Source organism: Ligilactobacillus ruminis ATCC 27782, assembly GCF_000224985.1.
Lineage (GTDB): Bacteria > Bacillota > Bacilli > Lactobacillales > Lactobacillaceae > Ligilactobacillus > Ligilactobacillus ruminis.
The window spans coordinates 1,634,727-1,658,065 of sequence record NC_015975.1 but is presented as its reverse complement, the minus strand read 5'-3'; the positions used below and the strand labels follow the sequence as shown (position 1 = coordinate 1,658,065).

The window sequence follows — 23,339 nt, the reverse complement described above, 5'->3', positions numbered from 1 at the left end:
GGCATTTTTAAATGAAGAAATTTCAATTTTCTTTGCAAAGAGTTTTGGAGTATCGAATGACGCTGGAAGATCAGGCAAAGGCCAAATTTGCAAACGTTCAAAGGATAATCAATCAGACCGAACAGGAAATCGTTGAGCTTGGTCATGAAAAACGCGATATGATGGACGTTCGCGAATTCAATCTTGGCAGACTTCAAGTGCAAAGAAGGTATCTGGCCGAGCTTGATAATGAAATAATGGCGGCACAGAGCCGTTTGAGAGATCTTCATGCCGAACATCAAAAAGCTTTGAACGAATACGTCGAAGCGCAAAAAGAGCGCAAAGTCTTGGAAAAGCTGCGCGATAAGCAAAAAGAAGACTATCAGCTTGAAGCAAATCATGAAGAACAAAAACAACTTGATGAGATGGCCAATCGCCCCAAGTATAAAATGGCGTAAGAATCATGAAATTGAAGGGAGGTGAAAAAATGGAAAAGGTAATGCCGAACGTCGGTTCAGTCACGGTCGAATCCGTTTCAATCACATCGCAAAAAACAGTCAAAGCAAGCGACAAAAACGAATTCAGCAAGCTTGTCAACAAGAGCAAGTCGAAAACGCAGGCAAAAGTCAATCAAGAAAATGCCGATCAAAACAATGACGGAAAAGATGACGGGAAAAAAGTTTCCGACAATTCCAAGCAAGATGCCGATGACAAAAAAGTTGCGGTCAAAGATCAGCAGTCTGATGAAAAGCAAACGGAAAAAGATCAAACTGCGACTGTTCAGGCTGAGATTCAGCCGGTCCAGGTACAAGAAGTCAAAGCAATTTCTGAAACTGACGTGAAGCCTTCAGTGACTGAAAACCAACCGTCTGATGCAGTGACGGTTTCAGAAGTTTCGAAATCGGATTCCAATCAAAAGTTGGCAACGATTCAGCAAACGGTCACGATTGATGTTCAAACTGACGAAGCTCAAGCGCAGCCGTCGGAAAATGCAGACGAAAAAAAGCAAGCGTCCGCTGCAACGACACAGAATGGGCAAACCGTTGACGTTCAAACAAAAGACAATGTTCAAACGTCTCGGGAGCAAACGCAAGCGGTTCAGACCACAAGCGTCGCACAGACTCAGCAGACGAGTCAAAATCAGGTTCAGCAAGCGACGAATCAGCCGCAACAGACTCAATCGACCGTCAAAGTCGAAGAGGTCGGCACGGTTCAAAACGTTGAGACTCAAGCAAGCGATGCGAAGGTCGATTTGAACGAGCTTGCAACGCTCAACAATCAGGCACAGGCGATTCAAACAGCCCCAGCAGATACGAAGGCTGCATTTTCAGCTAAGATGAACGTTGCGACAACGAGAGCAGCTGAAAAACTCGCTCAGCCGATCGTTGAAAAAGTTTCGACGTCGGTCGCCCCAAACGGCGGACTCAAAACGATCACGTTGCAGCTGACACCGGCCAAGCTCGGAAACGTGCGCATCGTGATGCACGTCAGCGAGCAGGGCATTTCGCTCAAGTTCAACGTTCAAACCGATCAGGCAAAACAGCTGCTGCAGTCGGTTACAGGCAAGCTTGAGCAGATTTTGAAAAATGCAGAGGTCAACGCGACGCAGCGCACAACGCAAAGTTTCAATCTTCAAAAAGCCGATCAGCCTGAAACCGTGACGAAGGCGCCGCAATTTGAACAGGATACGAGCAGTCTGCTGAATTCGAATCAAAACGGATCTCAACAGTTCAATCAAAACGGCATGCGTCAGATGAGAACGGTCAACGGCTATCGCAAAGCCCCGGTTCTTGAGACAAAGCAGGAAGACGAGGACAAAAAAGAACAAGTGCCGACGAGCACGATCAGCATTTTGGCATAGGAAAGGAGAAAGAGATGACAGAAGTAGTTAACAATACGGCCATCAGTCAAGCGTTGAGAACGGCCGACGTTTCCAAGGCGGTTGCCGGTGCGGCTAATTCCCAGACGTTAAAAAACATCGGGAACAACAACTCGACGATCAAGATTGACGACTTCTTGAAAATTATTTCGACTGCTATGAGCAATCCTTCGATTTCCGGCGATTCGTCATCGTCAGGTTCAAGCGGGACTGACTACATTTCGCAGATGGCTCAATTTTCAACGATGGAAACTTTAAATGAGCTGAACAAGACCGTTACGACGGCAATGATGATTTCACAACAGCAACAGGCATTTTCATTGATCGGCAAAACGGTTGACATGGTTGATGAGAAGAATCAGCCTTTTACCGGCAAGGTCGAACGCGTTTCGTTCAAAAACGGGTTTGCTCAGATCAGCGTCAACGGCAAGTATTATGACATGAGTTCTCTTAGCGGGGTTGGTGAATAAATGATGCGCATTTCCCAAGTTGGCTTGGAAAATCAAAATCACGCAACGATCCAGGCGCAAAAAAAGAGGAATCAGCAAGATTTTGGAAATGAACTTGAAAAAGCGCAATTGAAAATTTCTAATCACGCTCAAAAGAGAATGAGTGCCAGAAAATTAAATCTTGCGGATGACGATTATGTTCAAATTTCAAAAGCAGTCTCTGAGCTTCAAGAAAAAGGAAGTCGGGAGTCTTTGCTCTTGTACAAAGATATGGGACTCATCGCAAACGTTCAGAACAGAACGATTATTACGGCGATGGACATGAACGAAATCGGGACTGTCACGAACATCGACAGTACCAAGTTTATCAAATAGCAGCCGGACCGAAAGGAAGCTGCTGCATCTTTTGAACGACTGAAAAAGATGCAATCATTTAACAGGAGGAATTTTTAAATGTTAAGATCTCTTTACTCAGGCGTTAGCGGCATGAAAGGTTTTCAGACTCAAATGGACGTTATCGCCAACAACGTTTCAAATGTTAATACGCACGGTTTCAAAGCAGGTCGTGTTTTATTCCAAGACATGGTCAGCCAAAATACGACGTCAGCCTCAGAGCCCGGCTTGGGCCTTGGCGGTGTCAACGGCAAGCAGGTCGGACTTGGGATGCAGACAGGTGCCATTGATACGATGACGGGCCGTGGCAACATGGAATCTACCGGTCAGGACATGGACCTTTACATTCGAGGCGAAGGCTACTTCGTCGTGCGCAAGGAAGCAACGGCCGATTCCGATGCCGTGACATACTACACGCGTGACGGTGCCTTCAAGCGCGACAGCCAAGGGTTGTTAGTCAACTCCAATGGTTATCACGTCAAGGGGCAACCGACAAAGGGAAACATCCCTGCCCCTATGGACAACAATTTCAAGAGTGAAAACTATTTCGGTAATCCGAACGCTACGGGTTCAAATCTCGCTGACATCAATATTCCTGAAAAGGTCAACGGTCAGCGTTTCGAATCAGTCACGATCGATAATTCAGGTCTTGTCGTTGCAAAATACGGTGATACGCGCTATGCAATGGGCAAGATTGAACTTGCCAAGTTTAACAACCCGTCCGGTTTGCAAAAATCAGGCAGCAACAACTTCTCCGTCACGAACAACTCGGGCGATCCGAACTTTGCAACTCCAGGTCTTGGCGGTACCGGTACTTTGGAATCAGGATTTTTGGAAATGTCAAACGTCGATTTGGCCGATCAGTTCTCGCAAATGATCATCGCAAGTCGTGCATACCAGGCAAACTCGCGCAGTATTACGACTTCGGACGAAATGTTGCAGGAGTTGCTGAACCTGAAGCACTAATTGCGAAATGAATAAAAAGTGAGTGGTAGCGTGATTGAATTAACAGCATGGAGCGGCGAAAAATTTTATCTCAATCCGGACATGATCGTCAGAATCGACGAACGACCGGACACGGTGATTACTTTGACGGACGGGACGCCGATCGTCGTCAAAAATACCGCAAAAGAAGCGGTTGAAAAAATCACTGCATATCGCCGCCTTGTTTTTAGCGGATTGTTAGACGCAAATGCAACGGAGGATGACTACAAATCCTCAGAAAACGATAGAGAGTTGGGTGAAAATGGATAATAAAAAAGAAGCACCAAAGGCAAAGACAAAAAAGCCTGCGGCAATTGAAGAAACAGAAGTTAAAAAAGGTCCAAAGTGGGGAATCCTGATTCCTTTGATCGTGATCTTGACGATTTGCGGCAGTGTCGGTGGTACGGTTCTCGCAACGCATTTCCTTGCGCCTAAGACCGAACAGGCAGGTTCTTCCGTCAAGCGCAACGCCGGAACAGGCAAGATTTCCGATGACGAAAAACTGGTCAGCGTGCCGAAGTTCGTTGTCAACCTTGCAACGGACGATTCGGCCAATACGCAGTATGCGCGCCTGAAGATTTCAATCTTGGTCGAAAATGGCGACAAGGCCGCTGAAGCCAAGAAAAACATGGCTGTGATTCGTGACGCCGTTATCAATGTCATGAAGAAGAAAAAGGCCACGGATATTTTGAGCAATTCCGGTAGCGTAACGGCTTTGAAGAACGAATTAAAAGACGGAATCAACGAAGAGCTCGGCGAAACGCTGGCAATTCAGGTTTACGTAACGGATTTGGTTGTTCAATAAAACTTCTTAAAAAGTTAGATGTAATTCTGTTGATTGAGTTTTAAGCATTATGTAAAATACACTCAATTAATGAATTCTGCGGTTTAGTCCGCGTCAGTTAGTTGGAGGTTTTGTTGTATGGACGGGATTTTGGCCTTGGTCAAAATGATTGCCGGATTGGCGGCGGTTTTATTGCTGATCGTTTTGACGCTGAAGTATCTGAATCGCTTCACAAGTCAGGCGAATGAAAATTTTCGCGTCATGAAAAAGATTGCGGTCACGAAATCGTCATCTTTGGCAATCGTGTTGATTATCGATAAATATTACGTGATGAGTTTTTCGGAACAGGAAAACAAGATCATAAGGGAATTGTCAAAGGAAGAAGCAGAAAAGCTGATTCAGGAAAACAGGCAAAATGAAGAAAGGCAGCTCGAAATGGCTGAAAACTTCAAAAAAATTTTCGAGAAAGCAAAGAGGAAGTAATGATGAAGTTCAATAAAAAGAATATCAAAATTGCGGCACTGGTACTTTTCGGAATGATGGCCTGTTTTTTGATCGTGGTCAGGATGCCTGACCACGTTGCCGCAGTGAGCACGAGCGACGTGACGAATACGGTCAATAAGCTGATTAACGGAAATAATCAGGGCTCATCGAGCAAGATTGTCGATACGTTCGTCATCATGACGCTGTTGTCGATCATTCCGCTGATCTTGATCATGACGACTTCGTTTACGCGAATCATCGTCGTCTTGTCGTTTGTCAGGTCATCGCTTGGAACTCAGCAAAATCCTCCCAATCAGGTTCTGATCGGGCTGGCGCTGTTCTTGACGCTGTTTACGATGCGCCCCGTCTATAACGATATTTATCATAATGCGATTCAGCCATACAATGAAAACAAGATTACTCAGCAAGAAGTGTTCGACAGGTCTGAAAACCGCATGAAGGAATTCATGTATAAGCAGGCCAACAAAAAAGACGTCAAGCTGTTCAAAGATCTGGATCAAAAAAACGAACGAAAGAAGATCAAATATCGTACATATAAGGACATTCCGTTTACGGTAATGGCACCGGCATTTATCTTAAGCGAGTTGAAAACCGCATTCAGCATCGGCTTTTTGCTGTTCATACCGTTTATGATCATCGACCTGGTCGTGGCTAGCGTCCTGATGTCGATGGGGATGATCATGTTGTCCCCGGTCATGATTTCGCTTCCGTTCAAGATTTTGCTGTTTGTTTTGGTCGACGGTTGGTACCTTTTGGTCGAATCGCTCGTTCAAAGTTTCAATTAAGGGGGCAGGCAAATGAGTATTGAAGTCGTAACAGATGTGATGCGTGACGCGTTGATTCGCGTTTTGATCGTCTCGGCACCTGTCATTTTAGTTGCAATGATCGTCGGCTTGATCATCAGTATTTTTCAGGCAACAACGCAGATTCAGGAACAGACGTTGAGTTTTGTTCCCAAGCTTGCAGCAATCTTCGTCACGCTGATTATAGCGGGAAATTTCATGATTAACATTTTGCTTGAATTTACTCGGCATATTTTCAGAATGATCAGCAACTTGTGAGGTGAAAAGCATGAGCATGGTGCAGATCCAAATATTAGGTTTGATTGCATGCCGCGTGTTTTCGTTCATGTCAGTTGCCCCGATTCTTTCTGAAAAGAATTTTCCGAATCTTTGCAAGCTGATTCTTGGAGGCGGTTTGATTCTGTCGGCATTTTCGCTTGCAGCAGCCTTTGAAAAAGAAGTTGCCTTGGCCGTCTTCATTTTGATGGCAGTCAAGGAAACGATTTTTGGCTTGGCGATGGGATATTTATGCCGACTGGTTTTTTTCGGGGTCATGATTACGGGCCAGTTCATTGATTTTCAGGACGGTTTCATCATGGCTCAGGCATACGATCCAACGATGCAGTCATCAACCTCGCAATTTGGCAAAATGTACTATTGGCTTGCAATCATGGTCTTTTTTGCCAGCGGGTTGTACAGGCAGATGATCAGAGGTCTGATGACATCGTTTGACATCGTCAGTCTCGGATATCCGACTTTGACGGATGAATCGATCGGAGGAATCGTCAAGCTGTTTGCCAAGACGTTTGAGATGGCCTTCAACATGGGAGCACCGATTATTATTTCGATTCTCGTAATCGATATCGTGCTTGGAATTTTATCGCGTTCGATTCCGCAGCTGAACGTTTTGATGCTGTCGTTGAACGTGAAGACGACAGTCAGTTTTATTGTCTGTGTGCTGGTTTTGCCGAACATGGTCGATTTTTTGGCAAGCAACTTTTCAGAGATGATTCAAAATATGGCCGACTTTATCAAATCAATCGCTTAGGAGAGGCAGGTGAGAAGTGATATGGGAGACAAGGATGGAAAAACAGAAAAACCCACCCCGAAGCGGATTCGTGATTCACGGAAACGCGGTGAGGTAGCAAAGAGCCCGGATGTCGTTGCGGCAGTCGCGTTGTTTGTCTTTGCGATGCTATTTGTTCCACTTTGCGAATTTTCCATAAACCACTTCTCACCTTATTTTGTCAATTATCTTGAGATGCTGGCAAATCCCGATCAGATGATTGGAAGCTTGGGAAAAATTGCGTTTCAGGCAATTTTGATGATTTTTATCATGACGGGGCCGTTCATGCTGATTGCGATCGTGATCGGCATCGTCGGAAACATCGTTCAAGTCGGACTGCTCTTTACGGCGACTCCGATCAAGCCGGATTTCAAAAAACTCAATCCGCTGAACGGCCTTAAGCAGATGTTCAGTCTGAGAGCATTGCAGAATCTGGCCAAGTCGTTGGTCAAGCTGATTATCGTCGGATACCTTTGCTACAAGAAATACGTTGAAACGATTCCGACTCTGACGAGCCTGTCTGAAGTCGGAACGGGTAAGGTCTTGTTGTTCATGCTGAACATTTGCAAGGATCTTGCGATGCAGATCGGCATCCTGCTTGTCGTTGTTTCTGTTTTTGACTATGCTTTTCAACGCTACACGCATATGAAGAGCTTGAAGATGTCAAAACAAGAAATCAAAGATGAAATGAAGCAAATGGAAGGCGATCCTCAGGTCAAGGCCCAACGCAAAGCCAAGCACCGCGAAATGATTCGAAATGCGGTCGCACAGGTCAAAGATGCCACGGTTGTTTTAGCCAACCCGACGCACTTGGCAATCGCGATCAAATATGATGCGGAAGGTGCCGGCGTTCCCCAGGTTTTGGCCAAAGGGGCCGATGACGTGGCAATGAGAATCAAGGAAGAAGCCAAAAAGCAAAACGTGCCGATCATCGAAAACAAACCGTTGGCACGAGCGCTTTATCCTAAAGTCGATGCCGGCGATTTTATTCCGGTCGAATTTTATGAAGCCATCGCAGAAGTCATTGCTCTTGTTTACAAGCTTGAGCAAGAAGCAAAAGGAAAGATTTAATCAGGAGGAGAAAGTAAGTTGGACAATAAAGCGAAAGCAAAAAAGGGCGGGTTGACGCCCGCTGAAATTGTAATCTCTTTTCTTGTCATAGGCATCGTCGGATTGATCATCATTCCGCTCCCGACGTCATTGCTTGATATTTTTATCGTTACGAACTTGACGATTGCAATTAATATTTTGCTAATTACGTTGTTTACCAAATCAGTTTTGGAGTTTTCGACGTTTCCGACTGTTTTGCTGATTACGACGATGTTTAAACTCGGTTTGAACATGTCGTCGACGCGCTCCATCCTGACGACGGGAAACGGCGGACACGTGATTGAGGCCTTTGCCGATGTCGTGGCCGGCGAAAATTACATCGTCGGCATTATCTTGTTCGTGATCATCATGATCGTTCAGCTGGTCGTCGTGACAAACGGTTCAGGTCGTGTCTCCGAAGTTTCTGCTCGTTTTACTTTGGATGCGATGCCCGGCAAGCAAATGGCGATCGACTCTGATTTGAATTCAGGGGCGATTACTGAAGAACAAGCAAGACAGCGTCGCAAGGATCTACAGCGCGAAGCTGATTTCTACGGATCGATGGATGGTGCTTCAAAGTTCGTTAAAGGTGATGCAATCGCCGGCATCATCATCGTGCTGGTCAATCTGATCGGCGGAACCATCATTTTCACTGCCAAAGGAGATTTGTCGATTACAGATGCGCTCAGCCAGTTCGGAAAATTGGCGATCGGTGACGGTTTGGTAAGTTCCGTCCCGTCGCTTCTGATTTCCCTGGCAACCGGCGTGATCGTAACGCGTTCTGAAGACAACAGCACTTTTGGGACTGATATCGCAAGCGACGCATTGAGAAATCCGCAGCTTTTCAAAGTCGTCGGGATCATCCTGCTGGTTTTGGCGCTCGTCCCTGGATTTCCCAAGATTCCTTTCATCGTCCTGTCAATGGCAATGTTTGCCGCCAACGTTTTGGTCAAGCAAAAAGAAGAACAAAGAATCAAAGAAAGAATCAAAGAAGAACAGACGCTTGCATTGCAGCGCAAAAAAGAAGAGCAGGAAGAAGACGACGACGTGGCATCGTTTCAGGTCGAGCCGTTGTCAATTGAAATCGGCTATGGCCTGATTCCGCTAGTCGACAGCACGATCGACAACAGTCTGATGAACAGAATTTCTGCCATCAGACGGCAAACGGCTCATGAGCTCGGAATTTTGGTCAGTCCAGTCCGCATTCGCGACAACCTGTATCTGAATGCCAATGACTATTCGATCAAAATTCGCGGCAATGAAGTCGGGCACGGAGACATCTATCCTGACAAATACATGATCATCAGCCAGTCTGATGACGGAAGCTTCCCGTTCCAAGGAATTCCGACCAAGGAACCGGCCTTTCAGCTCGATGCGCTTTGGATTGATGAAAAGGATAAGGAAAATGCAGATCTGCAAGGCTTCACGGTGATAGAACCGCTGACGGTCATTGCAACGCACCTTAAAGAAATCATTCATGCGCATGCGCCGGAGCTTCTTGGCAGACAGGAAGTGCAAAAGCTTCTTGAAGGCATCAAGGCCAACAACAACGTCGTCATCGATGAATTGATTCCTGACATCATGCGTTTGGGCGAAGTCGAAAAGGTTCTTCAAAATCTGCTTGAAGAAAACGTTCCGATCAACGACTTGGCCACGATTCTTGAAACTTTGGCCGATTACGGAACAGTTACGAAAGATACCGAAGTTTTGACCGAGTATGTCCGTCAAGGACTCAGGCGAACGATTGCCAATAAATATGCGGATGAAAACGATCGTATCAATGTGGTCACGATTCATCCGAAAGTCGAAGAGATGGTTTCGCAAAGCATTCAAAAGACTGCAACCGGATCATATCCGGTAATGAAGCCTGATTCCGTCAACAAGATTTTGACCGCAATCGGCGACATTTCACAACAAATGGCGGCACAAAACATGAACTACGTCATTTTGACGTCGCCAAAGATTCGTTTGGCCTTCAGAAAACTGATTGCATTCAACTTTCCTGACGTTGCAGTGCTTTCATTGAATGAAATTCCAAATGAAATTACAATTGAATCAATCGGGAACATTGAAATCTGATGCAGCGGATTAATCAAAGAAAGGGGCAGTGCCGTTTCATGTACGAGGTTGATCGAGAACAAGAAATATTGAAATACTTGCCCTTGGTAGAACGTGTTGCCAACCGCATCTCCATCAAAAATACTGAATATGAATATGATGATCTGTATAACATCGGCGTTATTGGTTTGATTGATGCAATGCAGAAGTTTGATTCGTCAAAGAAAGTTCCGTTTGAAAACTATGCGACCATCAGAATTCGCGGGGCCATCATCGATGAAGTCAGACGCCATTCAAAAATATCTCGTTACAAAATGGGGAACGTCAACAGCTTCTATCAGGCTAAGCAAGAACTTGAACAGGAAATGAAACGCGAAGTGACCGACAAGGAAATCATGAAGAAGATGGGAATCACCTCATCCCAGTTGGGCGACATTTATGACAGCATTCAATACCTTTCATCGGTTTCGCTTGAAAGCACGCTTTATTCAAATAACGACGAAACGGTCATGGTTCAAGACACGCTAAGGGATTCCAAGGCTCCGAGCGGAGAGAAGGAATTAATGAAGCAAGAGAGAAAAAAAGAACTGGTTGAAGCAATCAAGCGTCTCTCGGAACGTGAACAGCTCGTTTTGAGTCTGTATTACGAAGAAGATGCGACATTAAAAGAAATAGCCGCGATTTTGGATGTTTCGATTGCCCGCGTTTCACAGATTCACGGCCGGGCGATTGCCAAGATCAGAGGCTATATTGAGGAGGCAAATCAGGAATGATCAGATCAATTGATACCTTGAAAAGCAATTTTGAAGTACTGCAAAAGAGGCAGGAAGCAATTTCTGCAAATATTGCCAACGTAAATACGAACGGTTATCAAGAAAAGAAACTGTTCCAGTCGACGCTGAAAAACGTTCAGCTGCACAACTTCATGGGCGGATTAAAAAATGAACAACGAGTCAACGTCGGAAATTTCACGTTCGGAAATCAGATAGACGGTTCATATTTGAATACCCAATCCGGTTCGATGCATGAAACGGACTTGAAAACTGATTTTGCAATCAACGGAGCAGGCTACTTCACGGTTCGCATGAACAACGGTCAGATCGGCTATACGAGAAACGGCAACTTTACCGAAAATCGTCAAGGACAGCTGGTAACTCAGGAAGGATATGCTGTTCTTGGGGCAAACGGCCAGGCGATCCAAGCAAATGAAGCCAATCCGAATTTTATGATCGTTTCGTTCAACAATGCGTCCGCTTTGCAAAACCAAGGCAATACAATCTATACGAGCAATACCGCAGGAACGCAGATCAGAAGCGAAGTCGTGCAGGGTATGCTTGAAGGATCGAATACGGATACGGCACAAAACATGGTGGATCTGATTCAGACTTCACGTGAATTTGAGGCCAACCAAAAAGTTTTAAGCACTGCCAACCAAACGCTCGGCAAAGCCGTAAATGAGCTTGGCAAGATTTAGCGGAGGATTTAACAATGAACATGAGTCAGATTTTGTCCATCAGTCGTTCGGGGCTTAATGCCTATCAACGCGAAATGGACGTCGTTGCAAACAACCTTGCGAACGTCGATACGCTTGGATACAAGGACAAACGAACAACGTTTCAGGAACTTTTGAACAACGGAACCAACGCAAACGAGGTCGGTCTGTCGCAAAATGCCGGCAACGTTGCCATCAATGCCGGACTCAACGTGCAACAGGTCAACGAAAATTTAAGTCAGGGAGTGTTCAAATCGACTGCCGGAACTTATGATTTGGCAATTGACGGCGAAGGATACTTCGGGGTCAGGGACGGTGCAAACAATCTGTACCTGACAAGAGACGGCAGCTTCAGACGCGATGCCGACGGAAACCTTGTGACGAGCAAAGGAATGAAGGTTGAGGTTCAATCAAACGTTCCTTCAAGTCAGTGGCCGAAAGACGGCGAGGTCAGCATTTCGACATCCGGTTACGTTTCGATCGGAAACGTCAGGGTCGGGCGCATCTTGCTGTTTCGTCCGCAAAATTCGATCGATATGAACGACATCGGGAACAATCTTTACCGTTGCGACGGGAACTTGATTTCGTCGGCAAATAACAACGCCGGGTTCGGTCAGATCAATCAAGGCTTGGTCGAACTGTCAAACGTTGACGTTGCTGATACGATGTCTAAAATGATCATCACCCAGCGCGCTTATCAGATGAACAGCAAGGCCCTGCAGTCGACGGATGAAATGCTGCAGACGATCAACAAGTTTACGGAATAATAATGGGGAATGATGTCTCGTGATTAAATTTACGCATATCAGCAAAAAATATGACAACGGAAATTATGGTCTAAAAGATGTTTCCTTTAAGATTGAACAAGGGGAATTTGTCTACGTCGTCGGAAAAAGCGGCGCAGGCAAGTCGACTCTGCTCAAAATGTTCAATCGTGAAGAAATGCCGACGTCCGGCGAAATCTTGATGGGAAACGTCAAGATTTCGAGATTGAAGAACAATCAGGTCTATAAGTTGAGACGCCAGGTCGGCGTAATTCGGCAAAAGGATTTGTTCTTGCCTAATCGAAGCGCATATGAAAACGTCGAATATGTTCTGAGTGCGTGCGATGTTCCAAAAGAAGAATGGGACAAGCGGATTTTGGATGCATTTACGACCGTTGGCATGTGGAATTTTCGCGAGCATCGTACATATGAGTTGTCAATCGGACAACAGAAGAAAATTGCGATTGCAAGGGCAATCGTGACTTCGCCTCCGGTTTTGATCGCAGATGAGGCAACGGCCAATCTGGACAACCGGTCGGCGATGGACATAATGAAACTTTTTAACAAGATCAACCGGCAAGGAATGACGGTCGTGTTTGCGACGCATGATTCGACGATGGTGAATACGCTGCGTCGGCGAACGTTGGAGCTTTCTTACGGCAACTTGATCAGGGATGACAGAAAAGGCGGGTATTCGGCAACGAATGATCCTAAAAACGTGTATGTATGGTAGACGCGATCGGAAGGTTAAGAGACTGACCGATATTTGAAATAATCATAGCATTATACCGGAGTTACAAATTGATTTTAAATTCAGTTCAAAATATAAGCTCTGCATTTTAAAGAAAAAGTCACAAAAATTACAAATTTCAGATAAATCGTTCTATATTTTAGGCTAAAAATCACAGAAACTCCGCATAGTAACCCGCGTAGTTTACTTAAAATCGCTTCATTATCAACCGATATGAATAGCATGGGATCGCTGTCAGGTTAATATGTTTTTGTGAGGTGAAAGTGGTTTTTTTGCTTAATCTACACAGAGGTCAATTAGGATTAATTTCAGTTTGAAAGGAAAATTATCATGAATAACAAGACAAAGAATATTGTACAAAAACTAGTGCCGGTATTTGTTACGATCATAGCGGCAATTGTCGGATATTTCCTGTGCGCGCCGGCAAACGTTGTCGCATACTGGGTATTAGCAGTTATTTTGATTGTTGCGCAAGTTGTTTATCTCGTTTTCGGCGGCAAGATTGCCGGCCAAACGGGCGTCGGCAAGAACCTGAAGTTCATTGAAGAACACATGGAACAAATTGCCAACGGTGATTTGAGAAGCGTTGACGAATTGGCCGATACAGAAGACGACATTACGGACATGGGTCGAATCGCAACGGCTCTTCATGCGGTCGGTAATACGTTCAAAGGCTTTGCCGTTCAATGGGGCGAAGATACGAAGGAGAACGAAAAGAGGATTGCAACGCTGTCATCTGCTTGCGACAAGGCCAAAACCTCAACAGAAGACGTCGGCGACACGCTTGAAAAGCTTTCCGATACTTCACAGGTTTTGGCACAGCATGCGCAAACGGCAACGGAAGACATCGACTCGCTTTCTTCAGACATTGAAAATATCAATGACGTGATCGGACGTCTCGGAGAATCTGCCGACAAGTCCCAGGAAACGAATCAGCGCAACACTGAAATCATGGGTGCCGTATCCAAGTCATGGAGCGCAGAACGCGAAAACCAGGCACGTCTCGTCAAGGAAATGGGCGAAATGAACAAGGACATCCAAAACATCGGCAACATCGTTTCTTTGATCAACGACATTTCGGAACAAACAAACCTGCTTGCCTTGAACGCTTCCATTGAAGCTGCACGAGCGGGTGAAGCCGGCAAGGGCTTTGCAATCGTTGCCGAAGAAGTTCGTTCTTTGGCTGAACAGTCAGGCAATTCCACGAAGAGCATTCGTGAAATCATCGAACAAATCAGAAACAAGTCTGAAAGAATCACGAGCGATCTGAACGCTGCTTATGACAACGGCGAAGAACAAAACGAAGAACTCGGTCAAGCAATGGTTGCTTCACGCGACATTTCTGACATCGTTTACGAATTCGCGCAAGGTATCAAAGAGATGCAGACAAGCATTCAAGGCGTTGTTGACGTCAAGAATCGAGTAACGGATGCTTATATGAACATCGCAGAAGAAATCAGCCAAACTTCAGCCGGAACGCAACAGGTTGCCGCAAGCTTCGAAGACGTGCGCAATCTGATCTCTGAATTTGAAAAGAGCGTTGATGAGTTGCAAGAAGATGCTGACATCAAGAAACTTCAACAGGAAGCTTTTAAACTGTAAAACTAAACGATGAAAGGGATTGGCGGCAAAATGGAACAATATGTAGTATTTAAAAGTCATGATCAGCTTTTCGGATTGCCTGTAACTATTGTTCGTCGTGTTGTTGAGACAAACAAATTCATTCCGCTTCCGGAAGTTGCAGATTATGTTTTGGGCGTTTACGAATATGAAGAACAAATGCTTCCGATTATTGATCTGGGACGCAAGCTTTTCAATGATTTTACGGAACAGACGCAAGAGGCCAAGGTCATCTTGTGCAACTGGAAAGAACAAGCGCTTGGAATCTACGTTGAAAAGATTGTCGGAATCGTTTATCTCGAAACGAATGATAATGAAAAAGAACTTGAAAAGGCAAAATTAAAGCGGGGCTATGTCGGCAAGTTCCTCAAGATGAAAGACGACGTCGTCATTTCACTTGAACTTGATTATTTATTCGATAACAATGAAGCTGATGGACTTGTGGAGTCACTTGATGATTTGGAAGCTGATCAGGCTTTGAAATCCAGTGATTCTGAGGACGGGGAAAATGAGTAGCGACGATATCAGGGTCGGAATTGCCGATTACAAAATCGGACAGGCTCCGCATCGCATCATGACGGTCGGGCTTGGTTCCTGCATCGGAACAATCATCTATGATGAAAAAAGCAAAGTCGGCGGATTGAGCCACATCATGCTGCCGGATAGCAAGCCGTTTTCTGCCAAGTCTGACGTCAATCCGGCCAAATTTGCCGATACGGCAATTCCCTTGATGTATCAGCAGCTAAAAAGAAGGGTGCCAAACGGACGTTTTAAGGCAAAAGTCGTTGGCGGGGCAAATATGTTTTCTTTCAAATCCGCAACGTCAGGAACCGGCAATATCGGACAGCGAAATGCCGAAGCCGTCATGGAGGTTTTAAAGGAACTGCGTATTCCGGTCGTGGCATCGCATACAGGAGGAAATTCGGGGAGGACGATGATTGTTGACCTCGATGACTTCACCTGCATGGTGAGGATCGTGCATCAAGATGTGATTTATATTTAGAAGGGAAGATACCTCGTTGATAAGAGTATTAATAGTTGATGATTCAGCTTTCATGCGCAAAGTAATCACTGACCTTTTGAAAAAGATGAATGGCGTTGAACCGGCTGATATCGCCAGAAACGGCAAGGCTGCGGTTGATTACTTGGCAGCCCACGATGACATCGATCTTGTGCTGATGGACATTGAAATGCCAATCATGAATGGTATCGAAGCCTTAAAACAAATCAAGCAGAAATACTCAACTCCGGTTATTATGCTTAGCGCATTGAGCAACAAGGAAATTACGATCGAAGCTTTGGAACTTGGTGCAACGGATTTCGTAACGAAGCCCGTTAACCTGACTGCAATCGAAAGAGATTGGACGCGAGATCTGGAAAGAAAGATCAAAGGCTCGCAGATGAAAAAAAACGAGCGTCTTCATCCGACGATTGAACGAGACAAAAAACTTCGTCGGGAAGTTGCGCTCAAAGAAAAGAAGACGGATGTGGAACTCAACCGCGGAGTCCATGCTTTGGTGATTGGTTCTTCAACCGGCGGACCAAGATCGCTTTTGACTGTGGCAAAGGCTTTGCCGAGAAAATCCAAGGTTCCGATTTTTATTGTTCAGCATATGCCGAAAGGATTTACGAAATCATTTGCTGAAAGGCTCGATGCCGAATGCGGACCGCACGTCGTTGAAGCACAGGACGGAATGATGGTCGAGCCGAATACGGTTTATCTGGCTCCTGGCGACTATCATATGACGACGGACGGCATCAAGATTTACTTGAATCAGGAACCAAAGCTTCACGGAACCAGACCTGCAGTTGACTATCTGTTCAAAAGCGCAGCTAAGGCTTATCACAAGTATTTGGTCGCGGTCATCTTGACCGGCATGGGTCATGACGGTGCTGACGGAATGGTCGAGATTGCTAAAAACGGTGGTTATAATTTTGCGCAAAACAAAGAAACGTGCGTCGTCTTCGGAATGCCGAGGGCCGCAATTGAAAAAGACGTCGTAAACGAAGTCCTCGGACTAGATGAGATTGCAACTAAAGTAAATCGGATTGTTAGGTGATCAAGATGGCAATGAACTTTGATTTTTTCAACAAATGGGTGCAGGATAATTTGGGCATTCGTTTGGAAGCATATAAGGAACGTCAAATGCAGCGTCGAATCGGAAATATTATGCAGACGACGGGAGCCAAGACTTTGGAAGAATATGCGAAGATTCTTTCAAAAGACAGCAAGGCTCGCGAAGAGTTTATCGAGCATTTGACAATCAATGTGACTGAATTCTACAGAAACAAAGACATTTTCGACGAGTTCGAAGACGTTTTGAACAAAATTGTGGTAAAGAATACGTCAAGACCAAAGATTTGGAGCGCAGCCTGCTCTACCGGGGCTGAACCGTACACGCTCGCAATGATTCTTGACAAAAACAAAATCAACGGTTCGATCGTCGCAACGGATATCGACAAGGTTATCCTGGACAAGGCGAAAAGCGGAAGATATTCTTTGCACGAGCTTAAGAACGTTTCAAAAACAGATATCAGCAATTATTTTTCAAAAAAAGAAGATGGCGATTACGAAGTAAAGCCTAGTTTGAAACAAAAAATTACTTTCAAACGACACGATTTGCTGAAGGATCGCTACGAAAGTCGTTGCGACGTGATCGTGTGTCGGAACGTGACAATCTACTTCAAGCCTGATGCCCGTGACGAAGTTTATCAAAATTTTGCTGATGCGCTCAACAAGGGCGGAATTTTCTTCACCGGTGCAACGGAAACGATTAATAATCCCGAACAGTTTGGATTGAAGAAAGTTGCTTCATTCATCTATCAAAAGGCATAAGCTGAAGAGAAGGAGGAAAAAAATTCATGGCTGATGACAACAGTGTTTATCGCGATCTCTTCTTTGAAGAAAGTGATGATAATTTACAAACATTAAACGACAGTATTCTTGAACTTGAACAGGAACCGGACAACATTGACCTGATCAACAGCATCTTCCGCGTTGCACATACCTTAAAAGGCATGTCCGCAACGATGGGATATGACGTTATGACCAAACTTACGCATAAAATGGAAGACATGCTCGACCTTTTCAAAACTGGCAAAATGAAGGTCAACACGGATCATATCTCGCTTGTTTTCAAGTGCTTGGACAAGTTGCAGGAACTTGTTGACGATTTGCGCGACGATAAAGAGCTTGAAGAAAGCCAAATTACGGATCTTTGGAACGAGCTTGACCGCGTCGAGTCATCTGCGGGCGCAGGCGAACCCGAAGCCGAATCACCTGCTCCGGTTGAGAAACATGACGAAGGAGCCTTGTCAACGAAATTCGAATATTATGACGATGCCGATACGGACGTTGTCAATGGTGCCAAAGCCGATGGGATGAACGCTTATGCGATCGCGATCCGTCTCGACAAGGATACGATGCTCAAAGGTCCGCGCGTGTTCTTGATTACGGAACATCTCGAAAAAGACGGCGAGATCATCAGGACGGAACCTTCAGCTGACTTGCTTGAAGACGGAGATTTCGATACTGATTTCAGAATGATCTATCTGACCAAGGACAGCGTTGACGACGTCAAGCATATCATCGAATCAAATACGGAAATCGACAGCTATATCGTTGAGGAATTCAAGGAACCCGCTGCTGAAGAAGAAAAAGCCGAAGAAAAGTCTGAAACAGAAGAAAAGAAGGCAGAAGCAAAACCTGCCGAAGAAAAGAAGCCGGCTGCAGGGAAGCCTGCAGCCAAAACTCAGGCAACGGCGCACAAGGCCAAGAATCAGATGATTCGTGTCGATCTGACAAGGCTTGACCGTTTCCTGAACCTCGTTTCAGAAATCGTGGTCTACCGCAATCAACTGGAAGATGCAACGAACCGCGAAAGCATCGACGAGATTCGCGATTCCCTGGAACAGGTTTCACGACTGACTTCAGAACTGCAGGATCTTGTGCTGAAGATCCGCATGCAGCAAGTCAGCGTCGTCTTCTCTCGCTTCCCGCGCATGGTGCGCGACTTGTCCAACCAGTTGAATAAGGAAATGAAGCTTGAAATCATCGGTGAAGAAACGGAATTGGACAAGACGGTCGTTTCTGAACTTTCAGAACCGTTGATTCACTTGCTAAGGAATTCAGCGGATCACGGCATTGAAGATCCTGAAACAAGAAAGAAGCTCGGTAAGCCTGAAGTCGGGACGATTACCCTTGCAGCTTATCAAGAAGGCAACAAGGTTTTGATCACGCTGTCTGACGATGGCAAGGGATTGAAACCTGAAATCATCAAGGCAAGTGCTGAAAAGAAGGGCATCGATACGACGGGAATGACCGATCGTGAGATTCAGATGCTTGTCTTCCACCCGGGATTCTCGACTGCCAAGAAGATTACGAACATTTCAGGACGCGGTGTTGGTCTTGATGCCGTTCAGGCAAAGATTGCTGAACTTGGCGGATCCATCGAAATGGACAGCAAAGTTGATGTCGGAACGACATTTATCATAAAATTACCATTAACTTTATCAATTATTCAAGCTTTAATGGTACAAATTGGTAAGGAGAGTTTTGCGATTCCGCTGGATGTTGTTGAACGAGTTGTAATGGTTCGCGAAAAAGACATCATGCAAACCTCCAATCAAGAAGTATGCAAGTTCCAGGAAGGCTTGATTCCGATCATCAGAACGGACAAGCTGCTTCAGGTGCCGTCTTCTTCATCCAACAAGAAGTATGCGATCATCGTCAAGATCGGCAAGCAATACTACGGCGTGCTGGTTGACAAAATGATCGGACAGCAAGAAATCGTGATCAAAAAGATCGATCCGATGCTTCAAAAGATCAAGAAGTATCAGGGCGCAACGATTCTTGGAAACGGCTCAATTGCTTTGATTCTTGACGTAAATGCAATTTGCAACAGTCGACAGTAAGGGGCATTGCCATGGATAAGAGATACACTGATTTAGAACTTGACGGACTGAAAGAAATCATGAATATCGGCGGCGGAAATGCTGCAACGAGCATTTCGCAAATGGTGAACAGCAAAATCGACATGAAGGTTCCGAGCGTGGAAATTTTGTCATACGGAGATTTATACAAGCGCGTGATAGCCGATGATGTCGAAGTGCATGCGATTTTAAGCCGATTCGTGGGCGATTTTGAAGGAGCATTGTTGTTCGTGCTTTCTGACGCTGCAGCAGACAAGCTTGCCGGACTGATGATGGGAAGCGATGTCGAAGGAGTTTCTAGAGAAGTCAAGGCTTCAGCCGTAAGCGAACTGACGAACATCGTGGCAAACTCGTTTCTTCGGGCAATCGGGACGATGCTTAACATCCAGCTGATTACTTCGTTGCCTGCAACCTCATATGATTATTTCGGTGCCGTAATTTCAAGCGCATATATGGCGTTGGATCAGTATGACGAGCAGGTGATGGTAATCAGAAACGAGTTCTTGTATATGGATGACAAGTTGGATGCATCGTTGTTTTTGATACCTGAAGTCGGCATGCTTGACAGAATGTTTAAGTCATTAGGAATTTGAGAGGAGATAACTACAGTGGCAAAAAGAATTTTAATCGTAGACGACGCGGTCTTCATGCGTATGAAATTGAAGGACATTTTGGAAAAGAACGGCTATGAAGTAGCCGGCGAAGCACAAAACGGTCAAGAAGCTTTTGACAAGTATCAAGCTGAAAAGCCGGATCTTGTCACGATGGACATCACGATGCCTGAAGTTGACGGACTTCAAGCTTTGAAGATGATCAAGCAGGCAGATGCCAACGCCAAAGTCGTTATGTGCAGTGCCATGGGTCAGCAAGGTATGGTTATGGATGCAATCAAGTCCGGTGCCGTTGACTTCATCGTTAAGCCGTTCGATACGGAACGCGTTATCCAGGCCTTGGACAAAGCACTTTCTTAATAATTTGGAGATGATATTATGCAGATGATCATGTTCAAAATGAGCGATGAGTATTATCTGATTTCAGCTAAGTCGGTTGAAGAAATCATCGATACGGTTCCGATTACATACGTTCCGCTTGCTCCGAACTGGGTCAAGGGGTTGATCAACCTTCGTGGCAACGTGATGACCGTAATCGGATTATCCGAGCTGATCGGGATTCCTTCTCCTGAAAAATGCATGAACATCCTCATTATGAAAAATGAAGAAAATGAAGAAGAGCGAAAAGGACTTCTGATCGAAGAAGTCAGCGAAGTCGTCGACATCAACGAAGAAGACATCGAGCTTCCGCCTGAGAAGTCGGATCAGACGTCTTACGTCGGAGTCGTTTCGTTCGAAGACAAGGTTGCCAATGTCGTCAACGTTTCAAAAATGATTTTTGAAGAAAACACGGCAAAGGCATAAAAACAGTCAGCAGTTAGTTGTTTGATCAGGAATTTAAATCGGAAAAGGAAGGATACATGTGGATCAGGTACTGTCGCAAGAAGAAATCGACGCTCTTCTCAACGCAATGAACACCGGTGAGATCAGCGAAGATACAATCGAAGAGGAAAAAAACGATGCGCCTAAAGTCAGAGAATACGACTTCAGACGCCCAACGCGCCTTTCAAAAGAATATATCAATACCTTGCACATGATCTTCGAGGACTTTTCCAAGATGACCGGTAATGTATTGTCAACTCAGCTCAGGACGAATGTGTCCGTTGATCTGGCCGCAATCGAACAAATCAGCTACGACGAATTCATGCATTCGATTCCAAGAGTGACCTTGCTTGGGATGTTCCACTCCGAGCCTTTAAAAGGTACGCAGCTGTTGGAAATTAATCCCCAGTTATGCAGCTTGATGGTTGAACTTTTATGCGGGGGACTCGACGTCAGGACGCAGCATCCGGACGAAAAGATTCCTTCGCTTGAATCGTTTTCGGATATTGATTTGGCATTGATGCGTGAACTGTTCAAGGAAATTGTGAATGTTTACAAGACGTCATGGAAAGATATCGTTGAGCTCAATTCGAAGTTTGACACGATCGATACGAATCCGCAGCTTTCACAGGCAATGTCGCCAAATGAACCAGTCGTGTTAGTAACCTTTACAGTCAAGGTGTTTGAAATCAGCACTTTCATCAACTTATGCATTCCATATGTCTTCTTTGAAGGTATTTTGGACAAATTAAGTATCCGTAATTGGTTTGATTCCAGCAAAGACGACAATGAAGATGATTCACTTGAAATCAAACGCGGATTGAACAACGTCGAGATGGTGATCGAGACGAAACTTGGCGATGCGCAAATGAGTTTTGCGGACTTCTTGAACTTGGAAGCAGGGGATGTCATTCGACTGGATAAGAAGACGACTTCACCGCTGGAAACTTATATTGAAGGTGAACCATTCTTTTATGTCAAGCCAGGTCAAAAGGATGGACAGTTGGCAATCGAATTACTGGATAAGATGGAAGGAGAAGAAGATCAATGAGCGACGGTTTATCACAAGCAGAAATTGATGCATTGATGAATGGCGGTTCAGCCGCAGCAGAAGATGACAGCAAAGAAGAAAAAGTAGAAGAAAAGACGGAACAATCTGAAGCAGAGATTGAAAAAGAAGCCGTGGAAGATGCAACGCTTGACGTTGACGATGAGATCATCGCCGGCATGGACGAACAGTCTCGAATGGACCTGATCGGGGAAGTCGGCAACATCTCGATGTCGCAGGCGGCAACGACGCTTTCTTCGATTCTTAATCACCGCGTTTCGATTACGACGCCAAGAGTAACGAAGATCAGATTCGCTTCTTTGATGGAAGGAATCAAAACGCCTAAGGTCGCAACGACGGTTGAATATAAGGAAGGCGTGATCGGGACGAACCTGATGCTTTTACAGGTCAGAGATGCTTCGATCATTGCCGACCTGATGATGGGCGGTCCCGGAAATGCCAAAGATGATGCCGAATTCGGGGATCTGGAATTAAGCGCCGTTGCCGAAGCCATGAACCAGATGATTGGTTCTGCTTCAACTTCCATGGCAACGATGATCAATCGCAAGGTCGATATTTTGCCGCCAACGGTCAAACTTTGGGGAGAACCGGACAACATCAGCTATGACGGCATCAATCCCGACAGCATCGTCTATCGAATTTCGTTCAATCTGGACGTTGAAGGACTGATTGAAAGTGAAATCATGCAGATTTTCACGAAGAAAATGGTCAACGATATTGCGGCCGCAATGATGGCCGACAAGGCAACGGTCGTTAACGATCGCGAGGTTCCTGCAGAAGAGCAGAAGGCACCGGCCGCACCGCAACCTGAAACGGCACCGGCTGCTGCTCCGACCCCTCAACCGCAGCCGCAAGCTCAGCCTCAGCCAGCACCACAGCCGGCACCGCAACCGAAGCAGCCGCCTGTTGAAGTCAGTCAGCCTTCGTTCCAAACGCTCGATGGTCATGCACAGGGCGAAGGCGACAATCTTGACCTGTTGATGGATATTCCGCTTAACTTGAGCGTCGTGCTCGGAACAAGCAAGAAGTCCGTGCGTGAGATTCTCAGTTTCAACACCGGTTCGGTTATCGAACTTGAGAAACTGACCGATGAGCCGCTTGATATTTTGCTCAACGGCAAATTGATCGCTCAAGGCGAAGTCGTCGTCATCAATGACAACTTTGGCGTTCGCATCACGAATATTTTGTCACAGAGCCAAAGAATCAATAACATGCGCTAAATAAAAAAGGAGCCTGTCAGCGGCTTCTTTTTTATTTAAGGATTTTATTTCGCTTTGCCTCCCCAAAAAATTCATTATTTTGAAAAAATCG

Annotated in this window: 28 protein-coding genes; all 28 read left to right on the top strand. The window is 45.4% G+C overall.

Annotation, left to right across the window (positions count from 1 at the left end):
- The first annotated feature begins 11 nt into the window (after positions 1-11).
- The 28 genes from fliJ (at position 12) to fliY (ending at position 23,248) form a co-directional block, all read left to right on the top strand.
- Complete coding sequence (fliJ, locus tag LRC_RS08385; RefSeq protein ID WP_014073997.1) at positions 12-437, top strand: flagellar export protein FliJ; 426 nt, start codon at positions 12-14, stop codon at positions 435-437.
- Between the two features lie 29 nt (positions 438-466).
- Positions 467-1,840 carry a flagellar hook-length control protein FliK gene (locus LRC_RS08380; RefSeq protein WP_225354884.1) on the top strand — a complete coding sequence of 458 codons (1,374 nt, stop codon included), beginning with the start codon at positions 467-469 and terminating at the stop codon, positions 1,838-1,840.
- Positions 1,841-1,854: 14 nt separating this feature from the next.
- Positions 1,855-2,328, top strand: coding sequence for a flagellar hook capping FlgD N-terminal domain-containing protein (locus tag LRC_RS08375; RefSeq protein WP_014073995.1), 474 nt, complete (start codon positions 1,855-1,857; stop codon positions 2,326-2,328).
- Positions 2,329-2,682 (top strand): flagellar protein, encoded by a 354-nt coding sequence (locus LRC_RS08370; RefSeq protein WP_041820101.1) that lies wholly within the window; start codon positions 2,329-2,331, stop codon positions 2,680-2,682.
- 78 nt (positions 2,683-2,760) lie between these two features.
- A complete protein-coding gene (locus LRC_RS08365) occupies positions 2,761-3,666 on the top strand; it encodes a flagellar hook-basal body complex protein (protein WP_014073993.1) in 906 nt (301 codons plus the stop codon).
- 30 nt (positions 3,667-3,696) lie between these two features.
- Positions 3,697-3,954 carry a flagellar FlbD family protein gene (locus LRC_RS08360; protein ID WP_014073992.1) on the top strand — a complete coding sequence of 86 codons (258 nt, stop codon included), beginning with the start codon at positions 3,697-3,699 and terminating at the stop codon, positions 3,952-3,954.
- On the top strand, positions 3,947-4,489 hold the full coding sequence (locus LRC_RS08355; RefSeq protein WP_041820099.1) for a flagellar basal body-associated FliL family protein: 543 nt from the start codon (positions 3,947-3,949) through the stop codon (positions 4,487-4,489). The genes LRC_RS08360 and LRC_RS08355 overlap by 8 nt, the downstream gene beginning before the upstream one ends.
- Positions 4,490-4,606: 117 nt before the next feature.
- Positions 4,607-4,951, top strand: coding sequence for a flagellar biosynthetic protein FliO (locus LRC_RS08350; RefSeq protein ID WP_014073990.1), 345 nt, complete (start codon positions 4,607-4,609; stop codon positions 4,949-4,951).
- Positions 4,951-5,757, top strand: coding sequence for a flagellar type III secretion system pore protein FliP (gene fliP / locus LRC_RS08345; protein ID WP_014073989.1), 807 nt, complete (start codon positions 4,951-4,953; stop codon positions 5,755-5,757). Before LRC_RS08350 ends, fliP begins: the two co-directional genes overlap by 1 nt.
- A gap of 12 nt (positions 5,758-5,769) precedes the next feature.
- Positions 5,770-6,033 (top strand): flagellar biosynthesis protein FliQ, encoded by a 264-nt coding sequence (gene fliQ / locus LRC_RS08340; protein ID WP_014073988.1) that lies wholly within the window; start codon positions 5,770-5,772, stop codon positions 6,031-6,033.
- A 10-nt stretch (positions 6,034-6,043) separates the two neighbouring features.
- Positions 6,044-6,802 (top strand): flagellar biosynthetic protein FliR, encoded by a 759-nt coding sequence (locus tag LRC_RS08335; protein ID WP_041820094.1) that lies wholly within the window; start codon positions 6,044-6,046, stop codon positions 6,800-6,802.
- Positions 6,803-6,823: 21 nt separating this feature from the next.
- Positions 6,824-7,891 (top strand): flagellar biosynthesis protein FlhB, encoded by a 1,068-nt coding sequence (flhB, locus tag LRC_RS08330; protein WP_014073986.1) that lies wholly within the window; start codon positions 6,824-6,826, stop codon positions 7,889-7,891.
- Positions 7,892-7,909: 18 nt separating this feature from the next.
- Positions 7,910-9,988, top strand: a complete 2,079-nt coding sequence (gene flhA / locus LRC_RS08325; protein ID WP_014073985.1) for a flagellar biosynthesis protein FlhA — start codon at positions 7,910-7,912, stop codon at positions 9,986-9,988.
- 38 nt (positions 9,989-10,026) lie between these two features.
- The gene (locus LRC_RS08320) at positions 10,027-10,740 is read left to right on the top strand and encodes a sigma-70 family RNA polymerase sigma factor (RefSeq protein ID WP_014073984.1); all 714 of its coding nucleotides are present in this window, start codon (positions 10,027-10,029) and stop codon (positions 10,738-10,740) included.
- Positions 10,737-11,441, top strand: coding sequence for a flagellar hook-basal body protein (locus LRC_RS08315; protein ID WP_014073983.1), 705 nt, complete (start codon positions 10,737-10,739; stop codon positions 11,439-11,441). The genes LRC_RS08320 and LRC_RS08315 overlap by 4 nt, the downstream gene beginning before the upstream one ends.
- Positions 11,442-11,455: 14 nt before the next feature.
- The gene (locus LRC_RS08310) at positions 11,456-12,226 is read left to right on the top strand and encodes a flagellar hook-basal body protein (RefSeq protein ID WP_014073982.1); all 771 of its coding nucleotides are present in this window, start codon (positions 11,456-11,458) and stop codon (positions 12,224-12,226) included.
- Between the two features lie 19 nt (positions 12,227-12,245).
- Positions 12,246-12,956, top strand: a complete 711-nt coding sequence (locus LRC_RS08305; protein WP_014073981.1) for a cell division ATP-binding protein FtsE — start codon at positions 12,246-12,248, stop codon at positions 12,954-12,956.
- Positions 12,957-13,304: 348 nt separating this feature from the next.
- The gene (locus tag LRC_RS08300) at positions 13,305-14,576 is read left to right on the top strand and encodes a methyl-accepting chemotaxis protein (RefSeq protein WP_014073980.1); all 1,272 of its coding nucleotides are present in this window, start codon (positions 13,305-13,307) and stop codon (positions 14,574-14,576) included.
- 9 nt (positions 14,577-14,585) lie between these two features.
- Positions 14,586-15,110: a chemotaxis protein CheW gene (locus tag LRC_RS08295; protein WP_049780078.1), complete on the top strand. Its 525-nt coding sequence runs from the start codon at positions 14,586-14,588 to the stop codon at positions 15,108-15,110.
- Positions 15,103-15,597 carry a chemotaxis protein CheD gene (locus LRC_RS08290; protein WP_014073978.1) on the top strand — a complete coding sequence of 165 codons (495 nt, stop codon included), beginning with the start codon at positions 15,103-15,105 and terminating at the stop codon, positions 15,595-15,597. Before LRC_RS08295 ends, LRC_RS08290 begins: the two co-directional genes overlap by 8 nt.
- 16 nt (positions 15,598-15,613) lie before the next feature.
- On the top strand, positions 15,614-16,654 hold the full coding sequence (locus LRC_RS08285; RefSeq protein ID WP_014073977.1) for a protein-glutamate methylesterase/protein-glutamine glutaminase: 1,041 nt from the start codon (positions 15,614-15,616) through the stop codon (positions 16,652-16,654).
- 5 nt (positions 16,655-16,659) lie between these two features.
- A complete protein-coding gene (locus tag LRC_RS08280; RefSeq protein WP_014073976.1) occupies positions 16,660-17,430 on the top strand; it encodes a CheR family methyltransferase in 771 nt (256 codons plus the stop codon).
- Positions 17,431-17,456: 26 nt separating this feature from the next.
- The gene (locus tag LRC_RS08275; protein ID WP_014073975.1) at positions 17,457-19,508 is read left to right on the top strand and encodes a chemotaxis protein CheA; all 2,052 of its coding nucleotides are present in this window, start codon (positions 17,457-17,459) and stop codon (positions 19,506-19,508) included.
- 11 nt (positions 19,509-19,519) lie between these two features.
- On the top strand, positions 19,520-20,119 hold the full coding sequence (locus LRC_RS08270) for a chemotaxis protein CheC (RefSeq protein WP_014073974.1): 600 nt from the start codon (positions 19,520-19,522) through the stop codon (positions 20,117-20,119).
- 15 nt (positions 20,120-20,134) lie between these two features.
- The gene (locus LRC_RS08265; protein ID WP_014073973.1) at positions 20,135-20,497 is read left to right on the top strand and encodes a response regulator; all 363 of its coding nucleotides are present in this window, start codon (positions 20,135-20,137) and stop codon (positions 20,495-20,497) included.
- A gap of 18 nt (positions 20,498-20,515) precedes the next feature.
- Positions 20,516-20,941 (top strand): chemotaxis protein CheW, encoded by a 426-nt coding sequence (locus LRC_RS08260; RefSeq protein WP_003691832.1) that lies wholly within the window; start codon positions 20,516-20,518, stop codon positions 20,939-20,941.
- Between the two features lie 58 nt (positions 20,942-20,999).
- Positions 21,000-22,010, top strand: coding sequence for a flagellar motor switch protein FliM (gene fliM, locus LRC_RS08255; protein ID WP_014073972.1), 1,011 nt, complete (start codon positions 21,000-21,002; stop codon positions 22,008-22,010).
- The gene (gene fliY, locus LRC_RS08250; RefSeq protein WP_014073971.1) at positions 22,007-23,248 is read left to right on the top strand and encodes a flagellar motor switch phosphatase FliY; all 1,242 of its coding nucleotides are present in this window, start codon (positions 22,007-22,009) and stop codon (positions 23,246-23,248) included. The genes fliM and fliY overlap by 4 nt, the downstream gene beginning before the upstream one ends.
- Positions 23,249-23,339: the final 91 nt, after the last annotated feature.